Here is a 19,664-nt window from a genome sequence, read left to right on the forward strand (position 1 = left end):
TTTTATAACCTATTTATTACCATTCCCTTAAATCGCCATTACATGAATTTTCTTCTGAAAGAAAGCGTGTATAAGATTGTTTTTTCATACCATTCATTTACATTTCTTTGTATACTACAATAAAAGACACTACTAAGGAGAAAATGAAATGACAGATTTATTTACAATACATACTAATACATCATTTTGTTTAAACTTTATGATTTATATTCAAAATATGTATCTTAACCAAAAAGAGAAAAAGGAAAATTTGAGATTTCCTTATATAGCAAAACAAGTAAATTTCTCTACTGACTTTGAAGATAATTTCAAAGAATTATGGCATACACTTCGTAAACAAATTGCTAACGACCGATATGATTTACAAATTTTTCATGAGGAAAACCATATCTTTTATGAAAAACTTTTTGACACTCAATTATGTAATGAAGACTCCTTTAAAGAATTAGTATGTAGTTTTAAAGTATGGTGGACTAGCATAGCAGGTCAGCTTTCATTAGAATGGTCTGTAAGTGAGTATAGCACGCAACTTTATAATGACTTAGTTTTATACTTAAAGCAAAACGAAATAGAACCTTTACAACAGCTACATATTAGTTTACTATATGACGACTGTGTATTCGCTAAAGAAAACATTTCTTCCTATTCTGCTATTGTGCCAACCAAAACCTTTTTTATAGGTTATAGAGATGTGGTTGCTACATTATTGAAATGTTTTAAACAGTGATTACCCAAATAAAAAACTGAGGTGAATACCTCAGTTTTTTCGATAACTTATTTCATTGAAGATACCCCGTCAACAAACTCACCAATCTTATTTTGAAAAACAAAATCAAAGTTATATTCTTGCCCTGTTAACTCTTCATTTACTAAAATTGTCGTTGCCCCTATTTCCCTCTTTGCGATTTGCGGGAATGAAGCGACGGGTTGCACTTTTAATGACGTTCCCATAACGATAAATACATCTGTTTCATATAAACGTGTTATCGCATTTTGATATTGCGGCAATGTATCTCCATATAAAACAACGTCTGGATTTAAAATGAAATTACACTTCTCGCAGCGAGGCACTTCATGATCAATCATATACTGCAAATCATATCCCGCTTTACACTTCGGACAATGTGCTGTTTGAAGTGTTCCATGTAAATCAATGACATGCTTACTACCGCCTAATTGATGTAAACCGTCAATATTTTGCGTTAAAATCGTAATATCTTTCCCTTGTTCTTCTAATTCAGCTAAAAAGCGATGGCCGTGATTTGGTTTATATTGATGAAACGTATTAATTTGAAAGATTTCTTTATAATGCTTCCAAAATTCTTTCGGACTCCTATTATAATATCCCCTTGATAAATACATTTCCACATTCGCATCGGCATACAATCCATTTGCTGAACGGAAATCTGGGATACCACTTTCCGTACTTGCACCAGCACCTGTTAACACTGTAATTTTCTTCGCTTTTTCTAAAATTGAACGTACTTCTTCAAATTGCACAAAAATCACCTCTATGTATATTGCTATACTTATTATACCAGTTGTTTACAGGAGGTGTTGTCTTTGTATAAAGAACTCTTTAAACTTCCTTATTTTATATAGTTTTTCTTGATGATATCTTTTGCATTTTTGTAAAGGAATACAAAGAAGATTACTGCTAGGATACCGTTTACCCAATAATATGTATTTCCAGAGGCAAACATATTATAAAAGGATTGAGCATTATAATATAATAGGCCCGCTGAAAGCACGGTAGAGATTACTAACATACCAAAACTTTTCAAGATACCCACCTCATTTTTAAAAATTCCGATTTTTATAATAATTATACATGAAAATAGGAGAGTTTAAAATGTGCAATGTATCCTATCATTATCAACCTAACGATACATCTTTCCTTCAAACAAAAATAACAACTACATACGCACTTCGGTACTACCCCAACATCTTACTTAATGTGTCGTACCCCCAACTTCCACAATATCCACCTCAACCGTCGTCGTTATCTCAACTGCCAATTCTATCCCTTTACGAATAGTAGAAAGTGACATACTCGGTTGGCCTGGATAGTTACTCGCTTGCTCTGGTAGGAACGGAATATGAATAAATCCGCCTTTTATTTTCTTATCCTGTTTCTCTAGTTCATGCATGAGACCGTAGAATAAATGATTACAAACGAATGTACCTGCTGTTTGTGAAACGGAAGCTGGTATCCCTTCTTCGTGAAGTCTTTTTACAATTGCTTTCATCGGAAGTGTAGACCAATAAGCAGCCGGTCCTTCTTCTATAACCGGCACATCTACTGGCTGATTCCCTTCATTGTCAGCAATTCTTGCATCATCAATATTAATTGCGACACGCTCTACCGTAATATCTGGTCTGCCCCCAGCTTGTCCGATACATATAATTATTTCCGGTGTTAGTTCTTCTATATATTCTTTTAAAACTTGTATTGATTTATGAAATACAGTTGGTACTTGTTTACTAATAATCTTGTATTCTCCGATTGTTTTTTCATGCAAACTTTTTGCGACTTCCCAAGCTGGATTGATGCTTTCTCCGCCGAACGGGTCGAACCCTGTTAATAATACTGTTTTCATAGTTTTCCCTCCTAATTAGAAACGATATACAAGGCCGTACATAATAAACATATTGATAATAAAGATGGAAAGAGCAATTGGTACTTGCGCTTTAATAACTGCATTCTTATCTTTTAGCTCTAAAAGCATTGCCGGAACGATATTAAAGTTTGCTGCCATTGGAGTAAGTAGCGTTCCGCAATATCCAGCAAACATACCGAGTGCTGCCATAATTGCCGGATTTCCTCCGTGCATTTGTACAATTAAAGGTAAACCAATTCCGCCAGTAATTACGGCAAACGCTGCGAATGCATTTCCCATTACGACTGTAAAGAGCATCATTCCTAAACAATATGCCATAACAGCAACGAACGGATACTCTGTCGGTAATACTTGTCCGACTAAATCAGAAACGACTTGTCCAACGCCAGACTTTGCGAAAATACCGCCAAGTGCTGCTAACATTTGTGGTAATATAACAGCCCAGCCGACAGCTTGTAATAATCTGCTTCCTTCTTGTACAGGCGTTGTTATTTTCGACTTTGTAATACGCATCGCGGCAACGAATGCAAGTAATGCTCCTAGTGCTAATGCTACTAGCGTTACTTTATCTGGATCAACAAGGGAAACATTTCCCCATTTGATTTTTCCTAACGTTAACGTACCGATAATTGTAAATATAGGAATTAATAGTGCAGGCATGAAAACTTTATTTTTTAATTTCTCAGCATGTTTTACACGTTCTTGTACTGGTACTTCTTTCTCCTCTGATTTTGTTACTTTGTTTAATGAAGCTAATACGACCATAGCTAGCACGATACAGCCAACGTAAAACGAAGGGATTACATTTCCGAATAAAAATGTAACTGCAAATAACGCCCAAAATAAGCTAGAACCAAATCGATTTGGATGTTCCCGATCAAATGCAATACGAACAGCGATAAAGGCAACGATTATACCTAATACGTAATAAATTGTATCCATTGTGATAATGTTCATTTTATATTGCCTCCTTCTCTTCTTTTTCTTTTGATTTCATCGTTTTCTCTATATATTTATCAAATCTTCTAAATCTGATCCAGCTCACAATAAGCGCTGATATTGCAGTTGGAATACCCCAAAGCGCCATATCCCATACACCAACATGCATACCTACTGAATCGAAGAATCCTTTCATTAATAAAATCGCACCAGTCGCGATAAATATATCCTCTCCGAAAAACCAAGCTGTATTTTCCGCAGCTGCTGCGTTTGCTTTAATCTTTTCTCTTAACTTTTCAGGTAGCTTACCATATTTACCTTGCGCAGCTCCCTCTGCCATTGGCGCAACAAGCGGTCTTACTGTTTGCGCATGACCACCAATATTCAGTCCAAGTGCTGCTGATGATTCTCTTATCGTAAAATATGACATTAATACTCTTCCAGTTGTTGCTCCTTTTGATTTCGTTATAAGTGCTTCTGCTCTTTCTTTTAAACCGTAACGCTCTAAAATTCCAATTACCGGTAAAGTTAGTATAATTGGCATAGACATATATCTATTTTCTATGAAAAATTTACCGAACATGCTGATCACATCATAAAAGCTTAATCCTGAAACCATACCAGTAACAATACCTGCAACCATAACTACTAATAGTGTATTTAATCTAAATAAAAAGCCCACTGCAACAAGTAGTATCCCGATTAATTTAATCATTCCAGCACTTCCCCCTATTTTTTATCCCGCTTTATTTCGGTGCACAAATTGAAACACCATTAAGTTCGAATGTTCTGTATATTCTTCCCGCAAATTGAACCGCTTTCTCTCCATCGCCGTGTAAACAAATCGTTTGCGCTTGAACTGTCACTTTCTCTCCATTCACCGCGTTTACATAGCCCTCTCTCACCATTTGAAGCACTTGCTTTATCGCTTCGTCTTCATTTTTTATGAGCGCATTTTCTTCTGTCCGGCTCGTTAATGTCCCATCTTGCTTATACGTCCGATCAGCAAAAGCTTCTTGTACGAGGGTTATATTGTATTTTTCCGCAGCCTGTATAAACGCCTCACTATTTGCTAATCCGTAAAATAATAGATTTGGATTACTATGATAAATTGCTTTTGCGATTGCACCTGCAATTTCCGGATTAGTCGCCGCCATATTATATAAAGCACCGTGTGGTTTCACATGATGCATTTTCCCGCCTGCTGCTTTCACAAAAGCGTCTAATGCACCGATTTGATACAATACATAGTCGTATATTTCATTTGGTGAAACGTTCATATTTCTTCTTCCAAATCCAATTAAATCAGGAAAACCAGGATGCGCGCCAATTGCTACATTATGCTGCAGTGCCTTTTCAACCGTTTGCCTCATTACAGTCGGATCACCCGCATGAAAACCACAAGCAACGTTTATAGAGGAAACGAACGGAAGAATTTCATCATCATTCCCCATTTTATAAGCTCCAAAACTTTCTCCTAAATCACAGTTTAAATCGATTGTCGTCACGATATTCCCCTCCTAATGTCAGCTTCGTAAAGCGATGAATTTCTTTAATAGATTCATATTTACTTCTTGTTCTATGTACAATTGTTCCGCTTCTTCCAGCGTAATTTTCTCAAAAGAAACATAGTCCCCCGGTTTTAATTGAGCAAGAAGTGGTAAATCTACTGAAATAATATTGCCCATTCTCGGATAGCCACCTGTCGTTTGCCTATCTGCCATTAATATAATTGGCTGTCCACCATTTGGAATTTGAATGGTCCCAAATGTAACGGGACTCGATAAAATCTCTTTTTCTTCCACTCTATTTAAAACTTCTCCCTCAACTCTATAACCCATTCGGTCAGCGTAATTAGATACTTTATACTCTTTCGTAAAAAATGCCCTTATACTTTCTTCTGTAAATTGATCATATTCAAAACCAGTTATGACACGCAGCTTAGGATATTTCATATACTTTGGCAGTACGCTGCTGCTAATTACCCATTTTGTTTTGATTCGCTCATCTTTTTGTAAGTCTTGAATGAAACGACTCGCTAATTCTGAGTGCGTACCAATTTGAAAATAATCTCCTTTTTTCAGCATCCTTCCTTCTATACCACCAATCGCAGCACGTATGTAAGTACTTTTGCTTCCCATCGTACGATCAATATGTATACCGCCTGCAAAAGTCACATACGCTCTGCAACCGCTTTTCACTTTTCCGAAGCAAAGCATGCTACCTTCTTCTGCTAAAATGGGACGCCATAATGGAATACGCTTCCCATTCAGTAAAGGTTCCATATCCGCTCCGCCAACCGCAAGTAAAGTCGTTTTTTTAATTAACAATTTAGGTCCCATAATTGTCATTTCGAGTCCTGCTTCATTCTCTTCATTACCGACCAACATATTGATCATCCGAAGTGCACTTTGATCCATGGCCCCGCCAACTGGTACACCGTATTGTTGATAATGAGATCGCCCTAAATCTTGGACTGTTGTAAACATTCCTGCATGTAAAACCTCTACATCCATTCTTTAGCCCCCTCAAGTGATACGTACTCTTCCTTCGTTATTGGGATAAATCGTAAATACATACCGCTTTGAATATAGGTTGGTGTTTCTTCTTCTGGATTAAATAATGAAATGGGTGTTCGGCCAATAATATTCCATCCGCCCGGCGTTTCAAGCGGATATATACCTGTTTGATTTCCACCAATGCCTACCGAACCAGCAGGTATTTGTAAGCGTGGCGTTTCTTTTCTAGGTGTTTCTAGTTCTTTTGATAGTCCTCCTAAATACGGGAATCCAGGTGTAAAACCTAACATATACACAAAATATGTTGTTTCACTATGTATACGAATGACATCCTCTGCTCGTAATCCGCTACAATGCGCGACCTCTTCTAAATCAGGTCCATATTCTCCCCCGTAGCAAACAGGTATAGAAATATGTTTCACATCTTGGTTCACTTCTTCTTTATACGAATCACACAGCTCTTTTATATATTGACAAACGTAATGATACGGCCCTTCACTTCTCCCATTTCGCTTCCATACTTCGTATACATTGTAGTAGACAGCTAATGAAGTGAAAGATGGCACACATTCAACCATTCCTGTAAACGGATGCTGCCTTAACGCTTGAAACAATCGCTGCACTTTTTCGTATGTCTCCATCCCCATTTCTTCACCAAATGTAACAATAATTGCTTGATCCCCTAACGCAGAAAATTTCATCCCACTCCCTCTTTCTATGCCAAAAAGCCGAGTTCTTTCGAAATGCGATGTGCTGTTTCTTTCACCTTCGCAATAAAATATGAAATGTTACTTTCGCTGTACTCAATTGCTAATCCCGAAATACTAATCCCCGCTACAACCGTTCCATCACTTGCAAAAATGGGCGCTGCTATAGCGGCTGTATGATTTTCTAACTCAGAGTAGCTAATCGTGTGTCCTTCCTTTTTCGCCATTTGTAACACTTCTAGCAATTGTTCCTTATCCACAATGGTTCCATCCGCAAACTGTTTTAAGTCCGTTTCCTCTATGTATTTTCTTTTCTCTTCCTCAGAGAAATACGATAGTAAAATTCTCGGACATGCACCTGCATAAAGTGGTGCTCTTCTTCCCACCGCTGTATACACGCGTACAGGCTGAGCACCTTCCATCTTTTCCACATAAATCGCATCATTACCATCTTGAATAATTAAATTAACCGCCTGCCCTAAACTATCTCTAAGCTCTTTCATATAGGGAATCGCAATATTTCTTACGGATAATCTTTGTGAAACAAGTTGTCCGAAGCGTAAAAAAACGACCCCGAGACAATATTTCCCCTTCTCGTTTTTTTGTAAAAACTCCATTTCTTCTAACGAGCCAATTAAACGATAAACAGATGTTTTCGGCATACTCGTAAGCTGGACCATCTCTGTTAAACTTAGCTCTTCATGCTCATAAAACAACTCTAAAATATCCATTGTCTTAACTGCCGTTTTATTTATACTCATTCTATCTCCCTCTTGTTCCGAATTTCGGAACTTTAATTCCGTATTTCGAAACAAATATATAATTTAAAATTATAAAATATTCTTTCAATTCTATCAATATTTTTTTCAAGCTCATGATCCGATATATTTGTCAGTGATTTTAAAAACGTAAATAATTACATTAATTTGTAAATTTTTACATCAAGTTATTACATTCTTAATGCATTTTGTTTATCATAATATACATAAAACTAAATATAAGGAGTGTTTCTTTTGAAAAAGTTGCTAATGATTCCCGCTATTATGTTATCTTTTTGTATAGGTTATAATGTAATATTTGCGACAAATGAGGATACGAAGCTAAACTCTCAAATTGAACAACGTGCCATAACTAACGAAGACGTTGCATTTTTCGGATCAACCACTTATAATTTCAACTATTTTAATGGAGATAACTTAAGCGTTCTTGTACGTAATACAGGTGATTCTCCTTTTAGTTATACTTTGTATAACGCTAAAGGTGCTTGGATGATTGACGGAACTTTAAAACCTGGGGAACAAGCAATAAGCGAATTCGATATTCACTGGACTGATTGGCTTCCTGACGGTGAATATAAAATTATTTTTAGAAATAGAGACGGTTCACTTTCCAAAGTACATGTTGCCATAAAACTATTAGAATAAAAGTTTCAATAAAAAGTACGGAAGTTTAGACTTGAAATGAAATTTGATCACCTTTCATTCATAACACTAATATAAAAAAATATATAAAGAGCATGTATTGATTAATACATGCTCTTCTCCTAGTTATTCAAAATATTCTTTTTTTAATACGATTGATTGTTCCTTCGTACAACTAACAAGTCTATTAGTTACATATTACTTATTTTTCAAAATCGTTCTTTTAGCTTTTTTAATAATTCTACTAGTTGATTTTATATCAGTATCCTTTTCCCATTCTTCACACAGGTTCAATACCCAATCTGGTTTCGTTTTACTTGCATCATTTAACCAGTTCCCAACCGAATCTTGTACATATTTTGATGGATCTGATTTAAGTAAATTAAGAATGGGAAGTGCTTTTTCAGGTTCTTGTTTTAATACTTCAATATGTTTACTCCATACACCTCGAGGACGAATAGATTCTACAGAGAACCTACGAATATTCTCATCCTCACTTTTTGCCCATTCTACTAACAATTCCACACTTTCTTCTATATTTTGTGAAAGATCTTCTCTAATAGACATCCAAGCAATTTCTCGAACACCAAAATGATGATCCGCCGCAAAAGGTTGAATGTACGTTAATGTATCTTTTAATGTGTTATTTGATTTTTTATTCATAAACGCTGCCCAACATCGTACACTATCTGAAATATGATCAGATAATTTTAACAGTATGTCTTCCTTATTTCCTTCATACTCTTTGAGTATAATTTCATCCAATAAAGTTCCTGTTATTCGTATGACTTTCATTCCTGTTTCAACGTTCTGTTTTTCTAATTCAGCTACTATACATTCCAAACTTTTCTTGAGTCCTATTGAAGGTAAGACATTTTTAAGTAGTTCAATATGATTTATTGCTAGCCATTCTGTTAGATTTACACTTTCTACTTTCCCTTGCTGTAGTAATTGTAAGACCTCTTTAGGAATTTCGTTTACTTTCCTGGCTCCTTTCCTGTTTAAGATAACTTCTGTTTCTTTCATTATCATTTAAATTCCCTCCTTGCAATACGATCTTCAAATAAACAGAGGCCATTTTGAAAAATAATAATCAAAATGACCTCTTTCTTTCTTAAATGAACATTCAGTTTTACAAAAAATGTGATTTAAATCCACCGGAAGAATATTTCTCCCATATATGCTTTATAACGCTCTTACTTGTTTCAACGGCCAGAAAACAGCTTGTCCTTTTCCGACAATCTCATCTTCTGAAATAAATCCAAACATACGACCGTCTTTCGAAACTTCACGATTATCTCCTAAAACAAACACTTGGCCTTCTGGCACTTTCGTTTTTCCTGTAATTTGTTCTAACGTAAAGTCTGGAGTTAATACACGGCCTGCCGCTTTTTCTTTAAACTCTTTTAAATATGGTTCTTCCATCGCTTCTCCGTTTACATATAACACATCGTTTTTATACTCAACTGTATCGCCTGGTAAACCAATTACTCGTTTTACTAAATCGTACCCTTCTTTACCGTGGAAGACGATAATATCAAAGCGCTCTAATCCACTTATACTATAACCAATCTTATTCACGAGCACTCGTTCGTTATTTTCTAAAGTAGGCATCATCGATTCGCCTTGTACTAATGAAGGTGTAAATAAAACACCGCGAATAATAGCGATTAATACTAGTGTAAATCCTATCGTTTTAGCCCATGAGAATAATTCTTTCTTCGTATTTTCCTTCATCGTTTCTCCTCTTCCTTACGTGTTTATTGTATGATTTGAACTAATTCTTGTACTAAATTAAGATCAATTTCAGAAAAACATGATTTCCCTTCTCTTACCGCTGTACCGACATGCGCTTGCGTAATTCCAGTTTCATCTAGCAATCGCTTTATATTTTCTTTCGTCACACCAGCTCCAGCAACAAGTTGAATTTGACCTTCGCTTACCTTTTGCATTTCTGCAAGCACCGGAATATTCTCTACTATATTTCCTTGTCCACCTGAAGTTAACACGTGAGTCACTTTATGAAACTTCTTTAAAATCCTCATCGCTTCTACTGGATTTTCTATATCATCTATCGCACGGTGGTACGTTACATTTATTCCATCTACAACAGATAGTAAATCCGCTAATTTCTCTTCATCCACTTCATTTCGTTCGTTTAATACACCTAATACAACACCAGCTGCACCTAACTTCTGCGCCATGATGATATCTTCCTTCATCATTTCAATTTCTTCTTCCGTATATGTAAAAGACTTCGCATGCGGACGAATCATAACGTGAATCGGTATATGTACCGCTTCTACCGCTTTTTTAATAAATGCATAACTCGGCGTTAAACCGCCTTCTGTATAAGATGAAATTAATTCAATTCGCTTCCCGCCAGCTCGTTCAATTCGCTTTACATCTTCTAAACATGTTGCAATAACCTCTAGCATGAGATGACCTCTTTTCGTGCTTTTTTCTTATTATAACATTAGTAAAAATAAGAAACCTAGCATTCTCCTATAAATCTGTAAAAAGAAGAATGAAAAGAAAGATTTTTTTCATTCGATGACGTTTATTGGTGATTTTATATTCTACAAAAAAAGAGTAACACCTAGCACTTTTGACTAGGTATCACTCCTTTTTATTTTAATTATTTTTCTTCGTTACTCCATTATAATAGTAGCTAAATGCTTCTACTAATGCGTCAACTGACGCATACAATTCTTCTGGTGTATTATCTACCCCTCCCATTTCAATAAGTAATGCATTGGGAGAAAGGTCTTGATTATATACTCCGTTCCCGCTTTTACGATCTTTAATAAAAATCCCTCGGCTTAAACCGTAATACTTCTCGTCTAAATATGAATTTATTGCCGTTACTATTTTTTTGTTTTTTTCATAGTTAGGATTTTCTCGTCCTAAAATAAAATAAAGCCGAGCATAATTCTTTCCGTTAATATTTTTTGTTGTAGTATTCTTTCGGGCATCATCTCTATGAAGATCCATTGGAAACATAATATTTTTATCCTGTGCCAATTTATCTTGTAATATTTGACGGGAACCTTTGTAGGATTGGGCCCAATTTAAATTTTTATTTCGCAGAAAATCCCTCATATTTGTCGTATCATGTGAAACACCTATTCCTTTTTCTTCTAACTTTTGTTTTAAATAGTTTCCAACAAACGTAATATTCACTTCATTATTTGTACTGGAAGCATCGTCAGGTATCGAAGCACCTGGAATGAGAGGAATAAACGCTTCCCAACTATGTGTATGATAAATAAAAACTTTATTTTCACCGTTATTTTGTGTATTTGAATTTTCACCAGTAGAATTGTTTTCTTTCCCACTCTTTGGATGTTCAATAGCAGTACCTTTATCTTTAATGTTATCTAAAGGAACACTGGATTCTTCCGGAATGTTCGTATAATCAGTTCCTTCCCCAGCAATTAATATTTCCGAATAAAATTGATTCATATTAGGAAGTTCCCGGGTTAATAAACTTCGAAGATCATTTACATTAATGTTTGTAGAAAGTGACAGTAAAAAAGATTCCAAAGACGCTCGTCCTTTTTCTTTATGAAATTCTTCAGCGAAATAACGGTTTTCACTTCCTATCATATACATAAGGCCTTTAGTAGAATTCGTTCCTAATAACTGATTCATATAAAATGATTTAAATACGCTGGAATTACTAGAAATGAAGAATGAAGTGAGGATACATATAATCGTGAATAAAATACATATCACTACATATCTTACATTCAATACTTTCAGTTTCACTTTATTCATTTTATATCTCCCTTCATTTACTATATTCTTACGCATAATTTTTAAGTAATATGATTACTAATTTAATAGAATTGCCTCAACTACTATGTTTTCATTTAACCTCTTTCCGTAAGGCAAATGAGGTTAAAGTTGCCGTGCGCAAATATTATCAAGGATTTTTTTAAAAATTAAATAACCTGAGTCTATATAAATATAGAACTCAGGTTATTTAATACTGTTTACTCGATAGGAGGCACTGTATTTTGATGGCCTTTTTTATCTTCCATGTCAATGCCTAATTGGTCTTTCAATAACTTCATACCTTTTTGGGTAAGATGAACAGCCCGATTTTTATCCGTTTTTGTAATCCATTCCTGTTCAAAAAATAGTTTTGCTATTGCAGATCCTAACCAACCAGAAATATGGTAGCGTCGTTCACTCCAATCAAGACAAGGTTTTGCAAATATCCTTCTCTTTATATTTGCCGTTTCAATATTTATTCCAAAATTCAGAAACCACTGCTTACCTTGTTCCGTTACAATGTAGTCTCCTTCCTTTAAAATTATAAATTCCCTATGTAGTAATTTTTCAGTTATCTCTACACCGAGCCTGCCTGCAAGATGATCATAGCAAGTTCGAGCATAACGAATTCGTTTTAGTTGATCCGATTGTTTTAAAGAACGAACTTGGACTGTTGGTGCAATTGTTCCTAACTTTTCAAGAACTTCTGCTACCTCTTGATTAGCAAGTCGATAGTAACGATGTCTACCATGTTGTTCAACTGTAAGTAGATTCCCCTCTACTAATTTAGAAAGATGAGAACTAATCGTTGGATGTGACACTTTTGCCTTATAAGCCAATTCGCTAGCAGGTAGTGCCTGATTGTTCATTAAACAATCTAAGATAATCGCTCTTGTAGGTTCAGCAATTAGTTTAGCTATATATGAGATATTCGGATATACATTCATATTTCGATGATACCCTAACTGTTAAATTGATACAATTATTTTAAGCTTAATAGTAAAGGAGAATGTATTATGAATGCAATTGATTTTAGTATATTAAATTTGAAAGAAACGAGAAGGCGCTCAGAAAAATTATGGAATTCTCTTCCCGATAATTTTCTTAATTGGAAGCCTGATCATGAGGCTATGTCCTTTGGTGAGATGATTCGTCATGTTTGGACCTCAACTTTTTACTATCATATGATTTTAAAAAACAACGGCTCAATACATGACATACATATCCCGTATGATAACGAGCCAATTACTTGTGTAAAAAAAGAAATTGAATTGGCACAACTATACTTTACTGACTTCATAGAATACGTTCAATCCATAAGCATCGCTGAGCTAGATTCACGCCTTATTGATCGAAGTGATGTTGGCTATCAAAGATATTTAGGCGACATGCTATTACGAATTGCCTATCATGATGCGGTCCATGCAGGTCAGTTTTTACAATATTTGCGAATGGTAGATTTGGAAAGACCATTGATTTGGGATTAAATTCAGTAATTATTTACAAAGGTTCCAAACTGGCATTACATTGAAATGTTTTCCTTCAAGCAACATTCACCAAATCATGATAATCATTTAAATTAAAACGCTACATTTCAAATATGGAATAATTCTGTGGTTATAGAAGCTTAAGAAATAAATTGAGCTTTCATCAAACTCTCTAGACTCCATGTATCAAATAATATTATTGATCCATCTGTTCCTTGGAGCTTTGTAAAATTCTTTCGCAATCATGAGTTCATCTTTTCTTGCTGATGATTCAATGACTAGTGCTATACGGTCTTTCATGTGTTACTCCTTCTTTCGATTAGTTTTCGAGATTATACTCTAAAAACCGATTTATACAATATACTTTGATCATACAGAACAATCCTATCTAGTATCTTACTTAATCCTAAGAAATTCCTTAAGTTTGAAATTAACTGTAAAAAATCAGGACTTCCATATGGATATATGAATTCACTTAAGTACCGTATCTCTGGATAATCACATCATCTAAATGAGAGATACAAAATTTCCTTAAACAAAAAACTAGAGAAAAAGAATTCTCTAGTTTTTTGTTACTACTACGAAGTAGTAGGACAAGGCAATTACTATTTTACCAGAAATTTACATGTTGTTCAATGAGTTTTCTAGGGAAATTACTAATTTACCCATATACGTCTGTATGAGGTGATTTGCATTAGTTGGTGGATAATGTACCTACTTTATTATTAATTATGTTAAATTCGTGTCCAACCTTCTCAAAAATATTTAGGATCTCGTCAACTTGGTCATCTGTATGGGTAGCCATAAATGATGTACGTAGTAATTCGGTCCCTTCTGGTACTGCTGGGGAGATAACTGGGTTTGTAAATAAACCATTCTGCATTAAGCCTCGCCAATACGAAAATGCTTTTTCGGTGTCTCTTATAATAATTGGTATAATAGGCGTTTCTGTTTCACCTATATCGAAACCTAATCTTGTTAATTCACCGCACACTTTGTTAGTAATTTGCATTAATCTTTCGCGTCTTTCAGGCTCAGTTTCCATAATATCCACTGCTTTTATTGTGGCAGCTACGCTAGATGGAGTCATACTCGCACTAAAGATCATACTTCTTCCGTTATGCTGAATAAAATCGATAATGTCAGCATCTCCAACAACAAATCCTCCTAAACTACCAAAAGATTTACTAAATGTACCAGTGATAAGGTCAATATCAGATTCAACACCGAAATGCTCACATGTACCACGGCCATTTTCACCAAGTACTCCGATACCATGCGCATCATCCACTAATAAACGTGCACCATATTTCTTTTTCAATTGTACGATTTCCTTGAGCTTTGCAAGGTCACCTTCCATACTGAATACCCCATCAACGATAATTAGTTTACCTGCGTTTTCAGGACAACTTTTAAGTTGTCTTTCAAGGTCTTCCATATCATTATGACGGAAGCGTTTCATTTTTCCATAACCTAGACGTATACCGTCCACAATAGAAGCATGAACTGTTCGGTCTATAATTGCGTAATCGTTTCGTCCTAGCAGAGGGGCAATTGCTCCTAAATTCGTCTGAAATCCTGTTGAAAACACCAATGCTCTATCTCTTCTTAAAAATTTTGCTAGACGTGACTCTAATTCTTCATGAATAGATAAAGTTCCGTTTAAAAGCCTAGAACCAGATGAAGAAGTACCGTATCTTGTAGCTGCTTCCACAGCTGCCTCTATTAAGCGGGGATCGTTAGATAATCCTAAATAATCATTAGAACCCACCATCAATAACTTATTGGAATTCACAACTATCTCTGTCCCGAATTTATCTTGTATATTTTGAAAATAAGGATACATATCATTTGCTCGTAATCCTTTTATGAAATCGTAATCATAACACTTTTTAAATATGTCCATTGTTATCCTCCATTTATGCCTGCTAACCTACATTTTTTAATTGCTTTTTCCATTTTCTCTAAAAAAAGATTAAAAAACTAAGTTAACAGGCTACTTTATTATAAAGAATTTTTATGTTCGATCTTTTTGGGTTTACTCTTCATTATTCTTAGCGAGATGCTGTAACAGACCAAAAAGGCACTTAAAATATAAAGGGCGATTGATACATTAAACATGTCTGCAAAGAAGCCACCGAATATTGGCCCAATCATCATTCCGACTGAATACGCAACATTAAATACGGCAAAGGCAGTAGCATATGCTCCTCCACCTAGGCGGTCAACGGAATTTGCTAGTTCCGGTAATGTAGGTGTTAAAACCAAACCAGCCGCTGCCCCTAAAAAGAATAGTACAACCCCTTCTAATACCAAGGTGTTAGGGATTGTTACGAAAGGTAAGCATGCAGCCAAAATGAGTAAACCTATCATCATAATACGGAATGTCCCACTTTTATCTGATAACCAACCAGCTATTGGGCTTGCTAACCCATATGCAAGAGTTGTAATCCCAAACAGAAAACCTATATGTACTGTACTTGCACCTAGATTTTCCATGAGATAAATAGGTAAGGTTGGTTCAAGGATACTGATTGCTGAAGACCCAAGTAAAACAACACCGAATATTTTTAGGACTTCAAAGTCCTTAAATATTTTCACGATGTCTACACTACTTGCTTCTTTATCTTTTGGTGGATCTTCTAGTAAAAACATCCTTGCTAAACCATCTAATAAAGCAATACCCGCTGCAAGTAGAAAAGGTAATTGATAGCCTCCCCATTCATATAACAATCCACCAACAGGAGCGCCTAAAAGCGTTCCAGCAGACATGAAAGTAATTACGGTACCTAAAGCCTTCCCTCTTTTATTAGCTGGATATAAATCAGTAATAAGGGCTAAACCAGCCGTCCATGTGGCAGCAGCAGCAATCCCCTGTAATAACCTTGCGAGAATCAGTATGTACATGTTATTTGCAAAGGCGAACATTAAAGTACTTGCTATTAGTACTACCATTCCCCATAGCATAGAACCTCGTCTCCCGTACTTATCAGAAACAACTCCTAAAATCGGGGTGAAAACTATAAAAGTGAAAGCATAACAACTTATCAAAATTCCAACAGTAGTCTGCGAAGCTCCGAATTTAGAAACATATAACGGTACGATAGGAACCACTAAACTATATAAAAGCATATCTATAAATACCGCCATAGCGATTATAAGCAAACCAGTTAGTGGATTTTTTTTCAGCCTTTGAAACTTTGTCACTCAGAATTATCCTCCTTCCCATTTATTTTTTGGAAATAATTGACGTTTTTGACTCGTCTGAAAATTATGATATGACAACATGGTATTATCTGTCAATTACTTCTAGTTAATTAATTAGAAAAATGTAATATACCCCTCAATGTTATTGTGTTTAAGACTTTTATTTAGTGTAATTGTTAATCTTACAACCTACTTTTCGTGAAACATTAGTAAACTTTTTTATTTGAATAAATCCAACTTGACGAAATTTTCTCGCAGTGATAGCATAAATTCTGGAATTAAATTTCCGTTTTTTTACAAATATCATACTATTCAGTAATCCCAGTGTCGTTAGTACCAATCAGTTTTAATCACTAATCAACTATTTACGGAGGGAATTTCATGTTAAACAAAGTAAAATTAGCAGCAAAAGTTGCTTGGTTCAAAGTTTCAAATCAATATGCAGATAGCTCCAAAGATTACGATAAAGCTAGTGATGATTATGATTCTTTCTTTTCTAGTATTATGGGACAACATTCACTAGGTTTACTAAATAAAATGGATATACATCCTGGGCAACACGTATTGGAACTGGCATGTGGAACAGGTTTTATTACTGAGGAAGTAGCTAATCGACTAAACGGTGTAGGGACTATTTCCACTGTCGATCAATCTGCTGGTATGCTAAATGTCGCACGAGGTAAGATATCTAAATATTCTGGACTGGAAGTAAATATGCACCAAGGTGATATGGTGGAATTTTTAAAACAAATCCCTAGTTCAAGTATCGATACAGTGGTGTGCGGTTGGGCTATTTGCTATACGAATCCAACTATTTTTCTTAAAGAGATTCATCGAGTTCTGAAGCCTAATGGCCAAGTTGGAATTATAGAAACAAGATGTGATTCTGAGGAAATTCTGATGAAGGCATTTGATCAAGTTCTTAATAATCATCCTGAATATTTGCAACGTTATATTAGTATAAACTTGCCAATAGATTCTCTTGTTCTTCAAAAATGGTTTACTAAAGGTAGCTTAAATACAATTGACCGCTGGGAAGGAGAACAAATTCTACCTTGTGAAACTGCTGAAGATGCGATGGAATGGGTTTTCCGTTCTGGTGCCGCAGCTGGCTTTTTAGATGTACTAGATAGAGATAAAGAAGAAGAGATTTTACAAAAAATCACTGACCAAATTAATGTTTTTATTCAACAGGGCAATGAATTTAAATTAAGTCATACATTTGTTGCAGGTATAGCATCTAAAGGTAGCGGTGTATGAAAGGCGGAAGATAAGTAAATGAGCAATGGAAAACTCCATTATATAAACAACTTGAAAGCTTTTCTTGCTATTTTAGTTGTCTTGTTTCATACAAGTAGCGCCTATGGTGGAGCTGGAGGATGGTATTATATAGAGCCATCGGATGATGCCATCTCCATATCGATACTTACTCTAATAAACGCGCTATGCCAAAGCTTTTTTATGGGTCTCTTCTTTTTTATCGCAGCATATTTCTCACCAAGGTCTTATGACAATAAAGGCTTTTCAAAATTTTTGAGAGATAGAGTTCCTAAACTACTTATCCCTGCTTTTGTTTACTTCTTTGTGCTAAACCCCATAAGTATCAATCTTGTAAAAAAACAAAGTTATCTCTCATCTCTAGGATTTTATAATTTATGGTTTGTAATGGCTTTATTCTACTTTACTGTGGCATATGCAATTATCAGAAAGACTACGACAATAAAAATGCCGCAGAATAGTTTCCCCGGCATAAATAAAATATTCTTTTTCATTTTATTTATGGGTATCTGTAACTTTATTGTTCGATTACTCTTTCCGACTGATCGATTATACATACATGACTTCACACTGGGGTATTTCCCTCAATACATAGCATTATTTATAATTGGAGTCATTGCATACAGGAATAACTGGCTGAATCAAATAAGTGAAAGAACGGCATCGATCTATTTTAGAATTTCAATAGTTTCTTTCATAACAATGCCTATTGTATTCCTCTTTAATGAAGGGAACGTAGATAACTTCTACGGTGGGGTTACTCTAGAATCGCTGTATTATTCTTTTTGGGAACCATTTACTTTTGTAGGCATAATATTAAAGTTGCTAGTTCTGTTTAAGAAGAAATTGAACTTTACTACTCCCCTACTTAGTACAATTAGCCGTTCTAGTTATTCTATATATATAATTCAGGGACCTATTATTGTTGCGTTACAACTTATGTCTAGTACGCTTGAAATGAATATTATTTTGAAAACGATTTATGTTACAAGTTTGACGTTTGCTTTATCACTTGGGATAAGTGTTTTATTACTCCGGATTCCTAAGGTAAACAAGATTATATAGTTCACATCATTATTAAGGAATAATAAAAACTAATTTTTTAGGAGGAAAGAATGAGATATTTAAAACCGTTTTTCTTTGTAACTGATATTGGGTTTATTATTTATTGGCTAGTTACTATGTTCCACCTTATCCCCGAAAGTTGGGCATTTAAGGATTATGATAATCCAATCATCGTAGCATGGAATTGGTCGTTTTTCCCTCTGGATATATTAATCTCTATTACCGGCCTAACCAGCATATACCTATATAACAAGAAACGTTCTTCTTGGAGTTCCCTTGCTTTAATATCGCTCATTTTAACATTTTGTTCTGGTCTGCAAGCTATTGCATTTTGGGCTTATAGCAATGATTTTGATGTCACTTGGTGGATATTTAATGGATATTTGCTTATCTATCCATTGTTTTTCCTTAAAACTGTTATTTCTCCAAAACAAGAAGATAATTTCTTACAGTTTACAAACAATCACAAAATGTAATACCTATAATCCGCTAGAAAAATGGCTTAATAAAAGAGGAGCAGATATAACTGCTCCTCCTTTTATGTATGTATTGGACAATTGAAACTTATTGTTGCTGAAATAAGAAACCAGATGCAATAAATGCATCTGGTTTTATAAATTATACTAGGCCACTACTGGCA

22 protein-coding genes are annotated in these 19,664 nt (G+C 35.0%); 6 read left to right on the forward strand and 16 right to left on the reverse strand.

The genetic code is table 11. The features are described from left to right. Positions 1–148: 148 nt before the first annotated feature. Positions 149–727, forward strand: a complete 579-nt coding sequence (locus ACHZK0_RS14700) for a hypothetical protein (protein WP_395760549.1) — start codon at positions 149–151, stop codon at positions 725–727. Between the two features lie 47 nt (positions 728–774). On the opposite strand, the gene ACHZK0_RS14705 is transcribed toward ACHZK0_RS14700, so the two are convergent. The 9 genes from ACHZK0_RS14705 to ACHZK0_RS14745 all read right to left on the reverse strand — a co-directional run bounded on the left by ACHZK0_RS14705 (position 775) and on the right by ACHZK0_RS14745 (position 7,547). Continuing rightward, on the reverse strand, positions 775–1,509 hold the full coding sequence (locus ACHZK0_RS14705; RefSeq protein ID WP_262742615.1) for an NAD-dependent protein deacylase: 735 nt from the start codon (positions 1,507–1,509) through the stop codon (positions 775–777). Between the two features lie 80 nt (positions 1,510–1,589). Next, positions 1,590–1,784 carry a hypothetical protein gene (locus ACHZK0_RS14710; RefSeq protein WP_395760550.1) on the reverse strand — a complete coding sequence of 65 codons (195 nt, stop codon included), beginning with the start codon at positions 1,782–1,784 and terminating at the stop codon, positions 1,590–1,592. 168 nt (positions 1,785–1,952) lie between these two features. Beyond that, positions 1,953–2,600, reverse strand: a complete 648-nt coding sequence (gene pcp / locus ACHZK0_RS14715) for a pyroglutamyl-peptidase I (protein WP_270343260.1) — start codon at positions 2,598–2,600, stop codon at positions 1,953–1,955. A gap of 15 nt (positions 2,601–2,615) precedes the next feature. Next, positions 2,616–3,578, reverse strand: coding sequence for a DUF979 domain-containing protein (locus tag ACHZK0_RS14720; RefSeq protein ID WP_097864136.1), 963 nt, complete (start codon positions 3,576–3,578; stop codon positions 2,616–2,618). Position 3,579: 1 nt separating this feature from the next. Further along, positions 3,580–4,275 (reverse strand): DUF969 domain-containing protein, encoded by a 696-nt coding sequence (locus tag ACHZK0_RS14725; RefSeq protein ID WP_097818907.1) that lies wholly within the window; start codon positions 4,273–4,275, stop codon positions 3,580–3,582. A gap of 31 nt (positions 4,276–4,306) precedes the next feature. Beyond that, a complete protein-coding gene (pxpA, locus tag ACHZK0_RS14730; RefSeq protein ID WP_395760551.1) occupies positions 4,307–5,068 on the reverse strand; it encodes a 5-oxoprolinase subunit PxpA in 762 nt (253 codons plus the stop codon). Between the two features lie 18 nt (positions 5,069–5,086). After that, positions 5,087–6,076, reverse strand: coding sequence for a biotin-dependent carboxyltransferase family protein (locus tag ACHZK0_RS14735; RefSeq protein WP_395760552.1), 990 nt, complete (start codon positions 6,074–6,076; stop codon positions 5,087–5,089). Beyond that, the gene (gene pxpB / locus ACHZK0_RS14740; protein WP_395760553.1) at positions 6,067–6,780 is read right to left on the reverse strand and encodes a 5-oxoprolinase subunit PxpB; all 714 of its coding nucleotides are present in this window, start codon (positions 6,778–6,780) and stop codon (positions 6,067–6,069) included. Before pxpB ends, ACHZK0_RS14735 begins: the two co-directional genes overlap by 10 nt. A gap of 14 nt (positions 6,781–6,794) precedes the next feature. Next, positions 6,795–7,547: an IclR family transcriptional regulator gene (locus tag ACHZK0_RS14745; RefSeq protein WP_395760554.1), complete on the reverse strand. Its 753-nt coding sequence runs from the start codon at positions 7,545–7,547 to the stop codon at positions 6,795–6,797. 252 nt (positions 7,548–7,799) lie between these two features. Here ACHZK0_RS14745 and ACHZK0_RS14750 point away from each other — a divergent pair, with 252 nt between their 5' ends. Next, positions 7,800–8,210 (forward strand): hypothetical protein, encoded by a 411-nt coding sequence (locus tag ACHZK0_RS14750; protein WP_395760555.1) that lies wholly within the window; start codon positions 7,800–7,802, stop codon positions 8,208–8,210. A gap of 195 nt (positions 8,211–8,405) precedes the next feature. Here the strand turns inward: ACHZK0_RS14750 and ACHZK0_RS14755 are convergent, their stop codons facing one another. From ACHZK0_RS14755 to ACHZK0_RS14775, 5 genes are all read right to left on the reverse strand, one after another. Continuing rightward, the gene (locus ACHZK0_RS14755; RefSeq protein ID WP_395760556.1) at positions 8,406–9,239 is read right to left on the reverse strand and encodes a DNA alkylation repair protein; all 834 of its coding nucleotides are present in this window, start codon (positions 9,237–9,239) and stop codon (positions 8,406–8,408) included. Positions 9,240–9,392: 153 nt separating this feature from the next. Next, entirely contained in the window at positions 9,393–9,944 is a 552-nt protein-coding gene (gene lepB / locus ACHZK0_RS14760; RefSeq protein ID WP_061676960.1) for a signal peptidase I, read from the reverse strand. A gap of 23 nt (positions 9,945–9,967) precedes the next feature. Further along, positions 9,968–10,645, reverse strand: a complete 678-nt coding sequence (locus ACHZK0_RS14765) for a copper homeostasis protein CutC (protein WP_061676961.1) — start codon at positions 10,643–10,645, stop codon at positions 9,968–9,970. A gap of 196 nt (positions 10,646–10,841) precedes the next feature. Next, positions 10,842–11,987 carry a stage II sporulation protein P gene (locus ACHZK0_RS14770; protein WP_395760557.1) on the reverse strand — a complete coding sequence of 382 codons (1,146 nt, stop codon included), beginning with the start codon at positions 11,985–11,987 and terminating at the stop codon, positions 10,842–10,844. Between the two features lie 218 nt (positions 11,988–12,205). Then, positions 12,206–12,934 carry an ArsR/SmtB family transcription factor gene (locus ACHZK0_RS14775; RefSeq protein ID WP_395760558.1) on the reverse strand — a complete coding sequence of 243 codons (729 nt, stop codon included), beginning with the start codon at positions 12,932–12,934 and terminating at the stop codon, positions 12,206–12,208. A gap of 69 nt (positions 12,935–13,003) precedes the next feature. Here ACHZK0_RS14775 and ACHZK0_RS14780 point away from each other — a divergent pair, with 69 nt between their 5' ends. After that, positions 13,004–13,474 carry a DinB family protein gene (locus ACHZK0_RS14780; protein WP_395760559.1) on the forward strand — a complete coding sequence of 157 codons (471 nt, stop codon included), beginning with the start codon at positions 13,004–13,006 and terminating at the stop codon, positions 13,472–13,474. 694 nt (positions 13,475–14,168) lie between these two features. Here the strand turns inward: ACHZK0_RS14780 and ACHZK0_RS14785 are convergent. Together ACHZK0_RS14785 and ACHZK0_RS14790 are read right to left on the reverse strand one after the other, a co-directional pair. Continuing rightward, positions 14,169–15,380: an aminotransferase class I/II-fold pyridoxal phosphate-dependent enzyme gene (locus ACHZK0_RS14785; protein ID WP_262742599.1), complete on the reverse strand. Its 1,212-nt coding sequence runs from the start codon at positions 15,378–15,380 to the stop codon at positions 14,169–14,171. A 98-nt stretch (positions 15,381–15,478) separates the two neighbouring features. Further along, positions 15,479–16,681: an MFS transporter gene (locus ACHZK0_RS14790; RefSeq protein WP_395760560.1), complete on the reverse strand. Its 1,203-nt coding sequence runs from the start codon at positions 16,679–16,681 to the stop codon at positions 15,479–15,481. Between the two features lie 381 nt (positions 16,682–17,062). Here ACHZK0_RS14790 and ACHZK0_RS14795 point away from each other — a divergent pair, with 381 nt between their 5' ends. From ACHZK0_RS14795 to ACHZK0_RS14805, 3 genes are read left to right on the forward strand one after another with little or no spacing between them, the layout of a single operon-like run. Next, entirely contained in the window at positions 17,063–17,941 is an 879-nt protein-coding gene (locus ACHZK0_RS14795; protein ID WP_262742597.1) for a class I SAM-dependent methyltransferase, read from the forward strand. Positions 17,942–17,959: 18 nt separating this feature from the next. After that, positions 17,960–19,024, forward strand: a complete 1,065-nt coding sequence (locus ACHZK0_RS14800) for an acyltransferase family protein (protein WP_242251686.1) — start codon at positions 17,960–17,962, stop codon at positions 19,022–19,024. 50 nt (positions 19,025–19,074) lie between these two features. After that, on the forward strand, positions 19,075–19,500 hold the full coding sequence (locus ACHZK0_RS14805) for a YvaD family protein (protein WP_242251684.1): 426 nt from the start codon (positions 19,075–19,077) through the stop codon (positions 19,498–19,500). The last annotated feature ends 164 nt before the right edge of the window (positions 19,501–19,664 follow it).

The sequence above is a fragment of the Bacillus sp. 3G2 genome (assembly GCF_044324725.1).
In the GTDB taxonomy this organism is placed as follows: Bacteria; Bacillota; Bacilli; order Bacillales; family Bacillaceae_G; genus Bacillus_A; species Bacillus_A mobilis.

What these genes read in the sequence shown, in the direction of transcription:
- ACHZK0_RS14700 (WP_395760549.1), top strand. Translation starts at nt 149, where the DNA reads ATGACAGATTTATTTACAATACATACTAATACATCATTTTGTTTAAAC.
- pcp (WP_270343260.1), bottom strand. Translation starts at nt 2,600, where the DNA reads ATGAAAACAGTATTATTAACAGGGTTCGACCCGTTCGGCGGAGAAAGC.
- ACHZK0_RS14720 (WP_097864136.1), bottom strand. Translation starts at nt 3,578, where the DNA reads ATGAACATTATCACAATGGATACAATTTATTACGTATTAGGTATAATC.
- ACHZK0_RS14725 (WP_097818907.1), bottom strand. Translation starts at nt 4,275, where the DNA reads ATGATTAAATTAATCGGGATACTACTTGTTGCAGTGGGCTTTTTATTT.
- ACHZK0_RS14735 (WP_395760552.1), bottom strand. Translation starts at nt 6,076, where the DNA reads ATGGATGTAGAGGTTTTACATGCAGGAATGTTTACAACAGTCCAAGAT.
- pxpB (WP_395760553.1), bottom strand. Translation starts at nt 6,780, where the DNA reads ATGAAATTTTCTGCGTTAGGGGATCAAGCAATTATTGTTACATTTGGT.
- ACHZK0_RS14745 (WP_395760554.1), bottom strand. Translation starts at nt 7,547, where the DNA reads ATGAGTATAAATAAAACGGCAGTTAAGACAATGGATATTTTAGAGTTG.
- ACHZK0_RS14755 (WP_395760556.1), bottom strand. Translation starts at nt 9,239, where the DNA reads ATGATAATGAAAGAAACAGAAGTTATCTTAAACAGGAAAGGAGCCAGG.
- lepB (WP_061676960.1), bottom strand. Translation starts at nt 9,944, where the DNA reads ATGAAGGAAAATACGAAGAAAGAATTATTCTCATGGGCTAAAACGATA.
- ACHZK0_RS14765 (WP_061676961.1), bottom strand. Translation starts at nt 10,645, where the DNA reads ATGCTAGAGGTTATTGCAACATGTTTAGAAGATGTAAAGCGAATTGAA.
- ACHZK0_RS14770 (WP_395760557.1), bottom strand. Translation starts at nt 11,987, where the DNA reads ATGAATAAAGTGAAACTGAAAGTATTGAATGTAAGATATGTAGTGATA.
- ACHZK0_RS14775 (WP_395760558.1), bottom strand. Translation starts at nt 12,934, where the DNA reads ATGAATGTATATCCGAATATCTCATATATAGCTAAACTAATTGCTGAA.
- ACHZK0_RS14780 (WP_395760559.1), top strand. Translation starts at nt 13,004, where the DNA reads ATGAATGCAATTGATTTTAGTATATTAAATTTGAAAGAAACGAGAAGG.
- ACHZK0_RS14785 (WP_262742599.1), bottom strand. Translation starts at nt 15,380, where the DNA reads ATGGACATATTTAAAAAGTGTTATGATTACGATTTCATAAAAGGATTA.
- ACHZK0_RS14795 (WP_262742597.1), top strand. Translation starts at nt 17,063, where the DNA reads ATGTTAAACAAAGTAAAATTAGCAGCAAAAGTTGCTTGGTTCAAAGTT.
- ACHZK0_RS14800 (WP_242251686.1), top strand. Translation starts at nt 17,960, where the DNA reads ATGAGCAATGGAAAACTCCATTATATAAACAACTTGAAAGCTTTTCTT.
- ACHZK0_RS14805 (WP_242251684.1), top strand. Translation starts at nt 19,075, where the DNA reads ATGAGATATTTAAAACCGTTTTTCTTTGTAACTGATATTGGGTTTATT.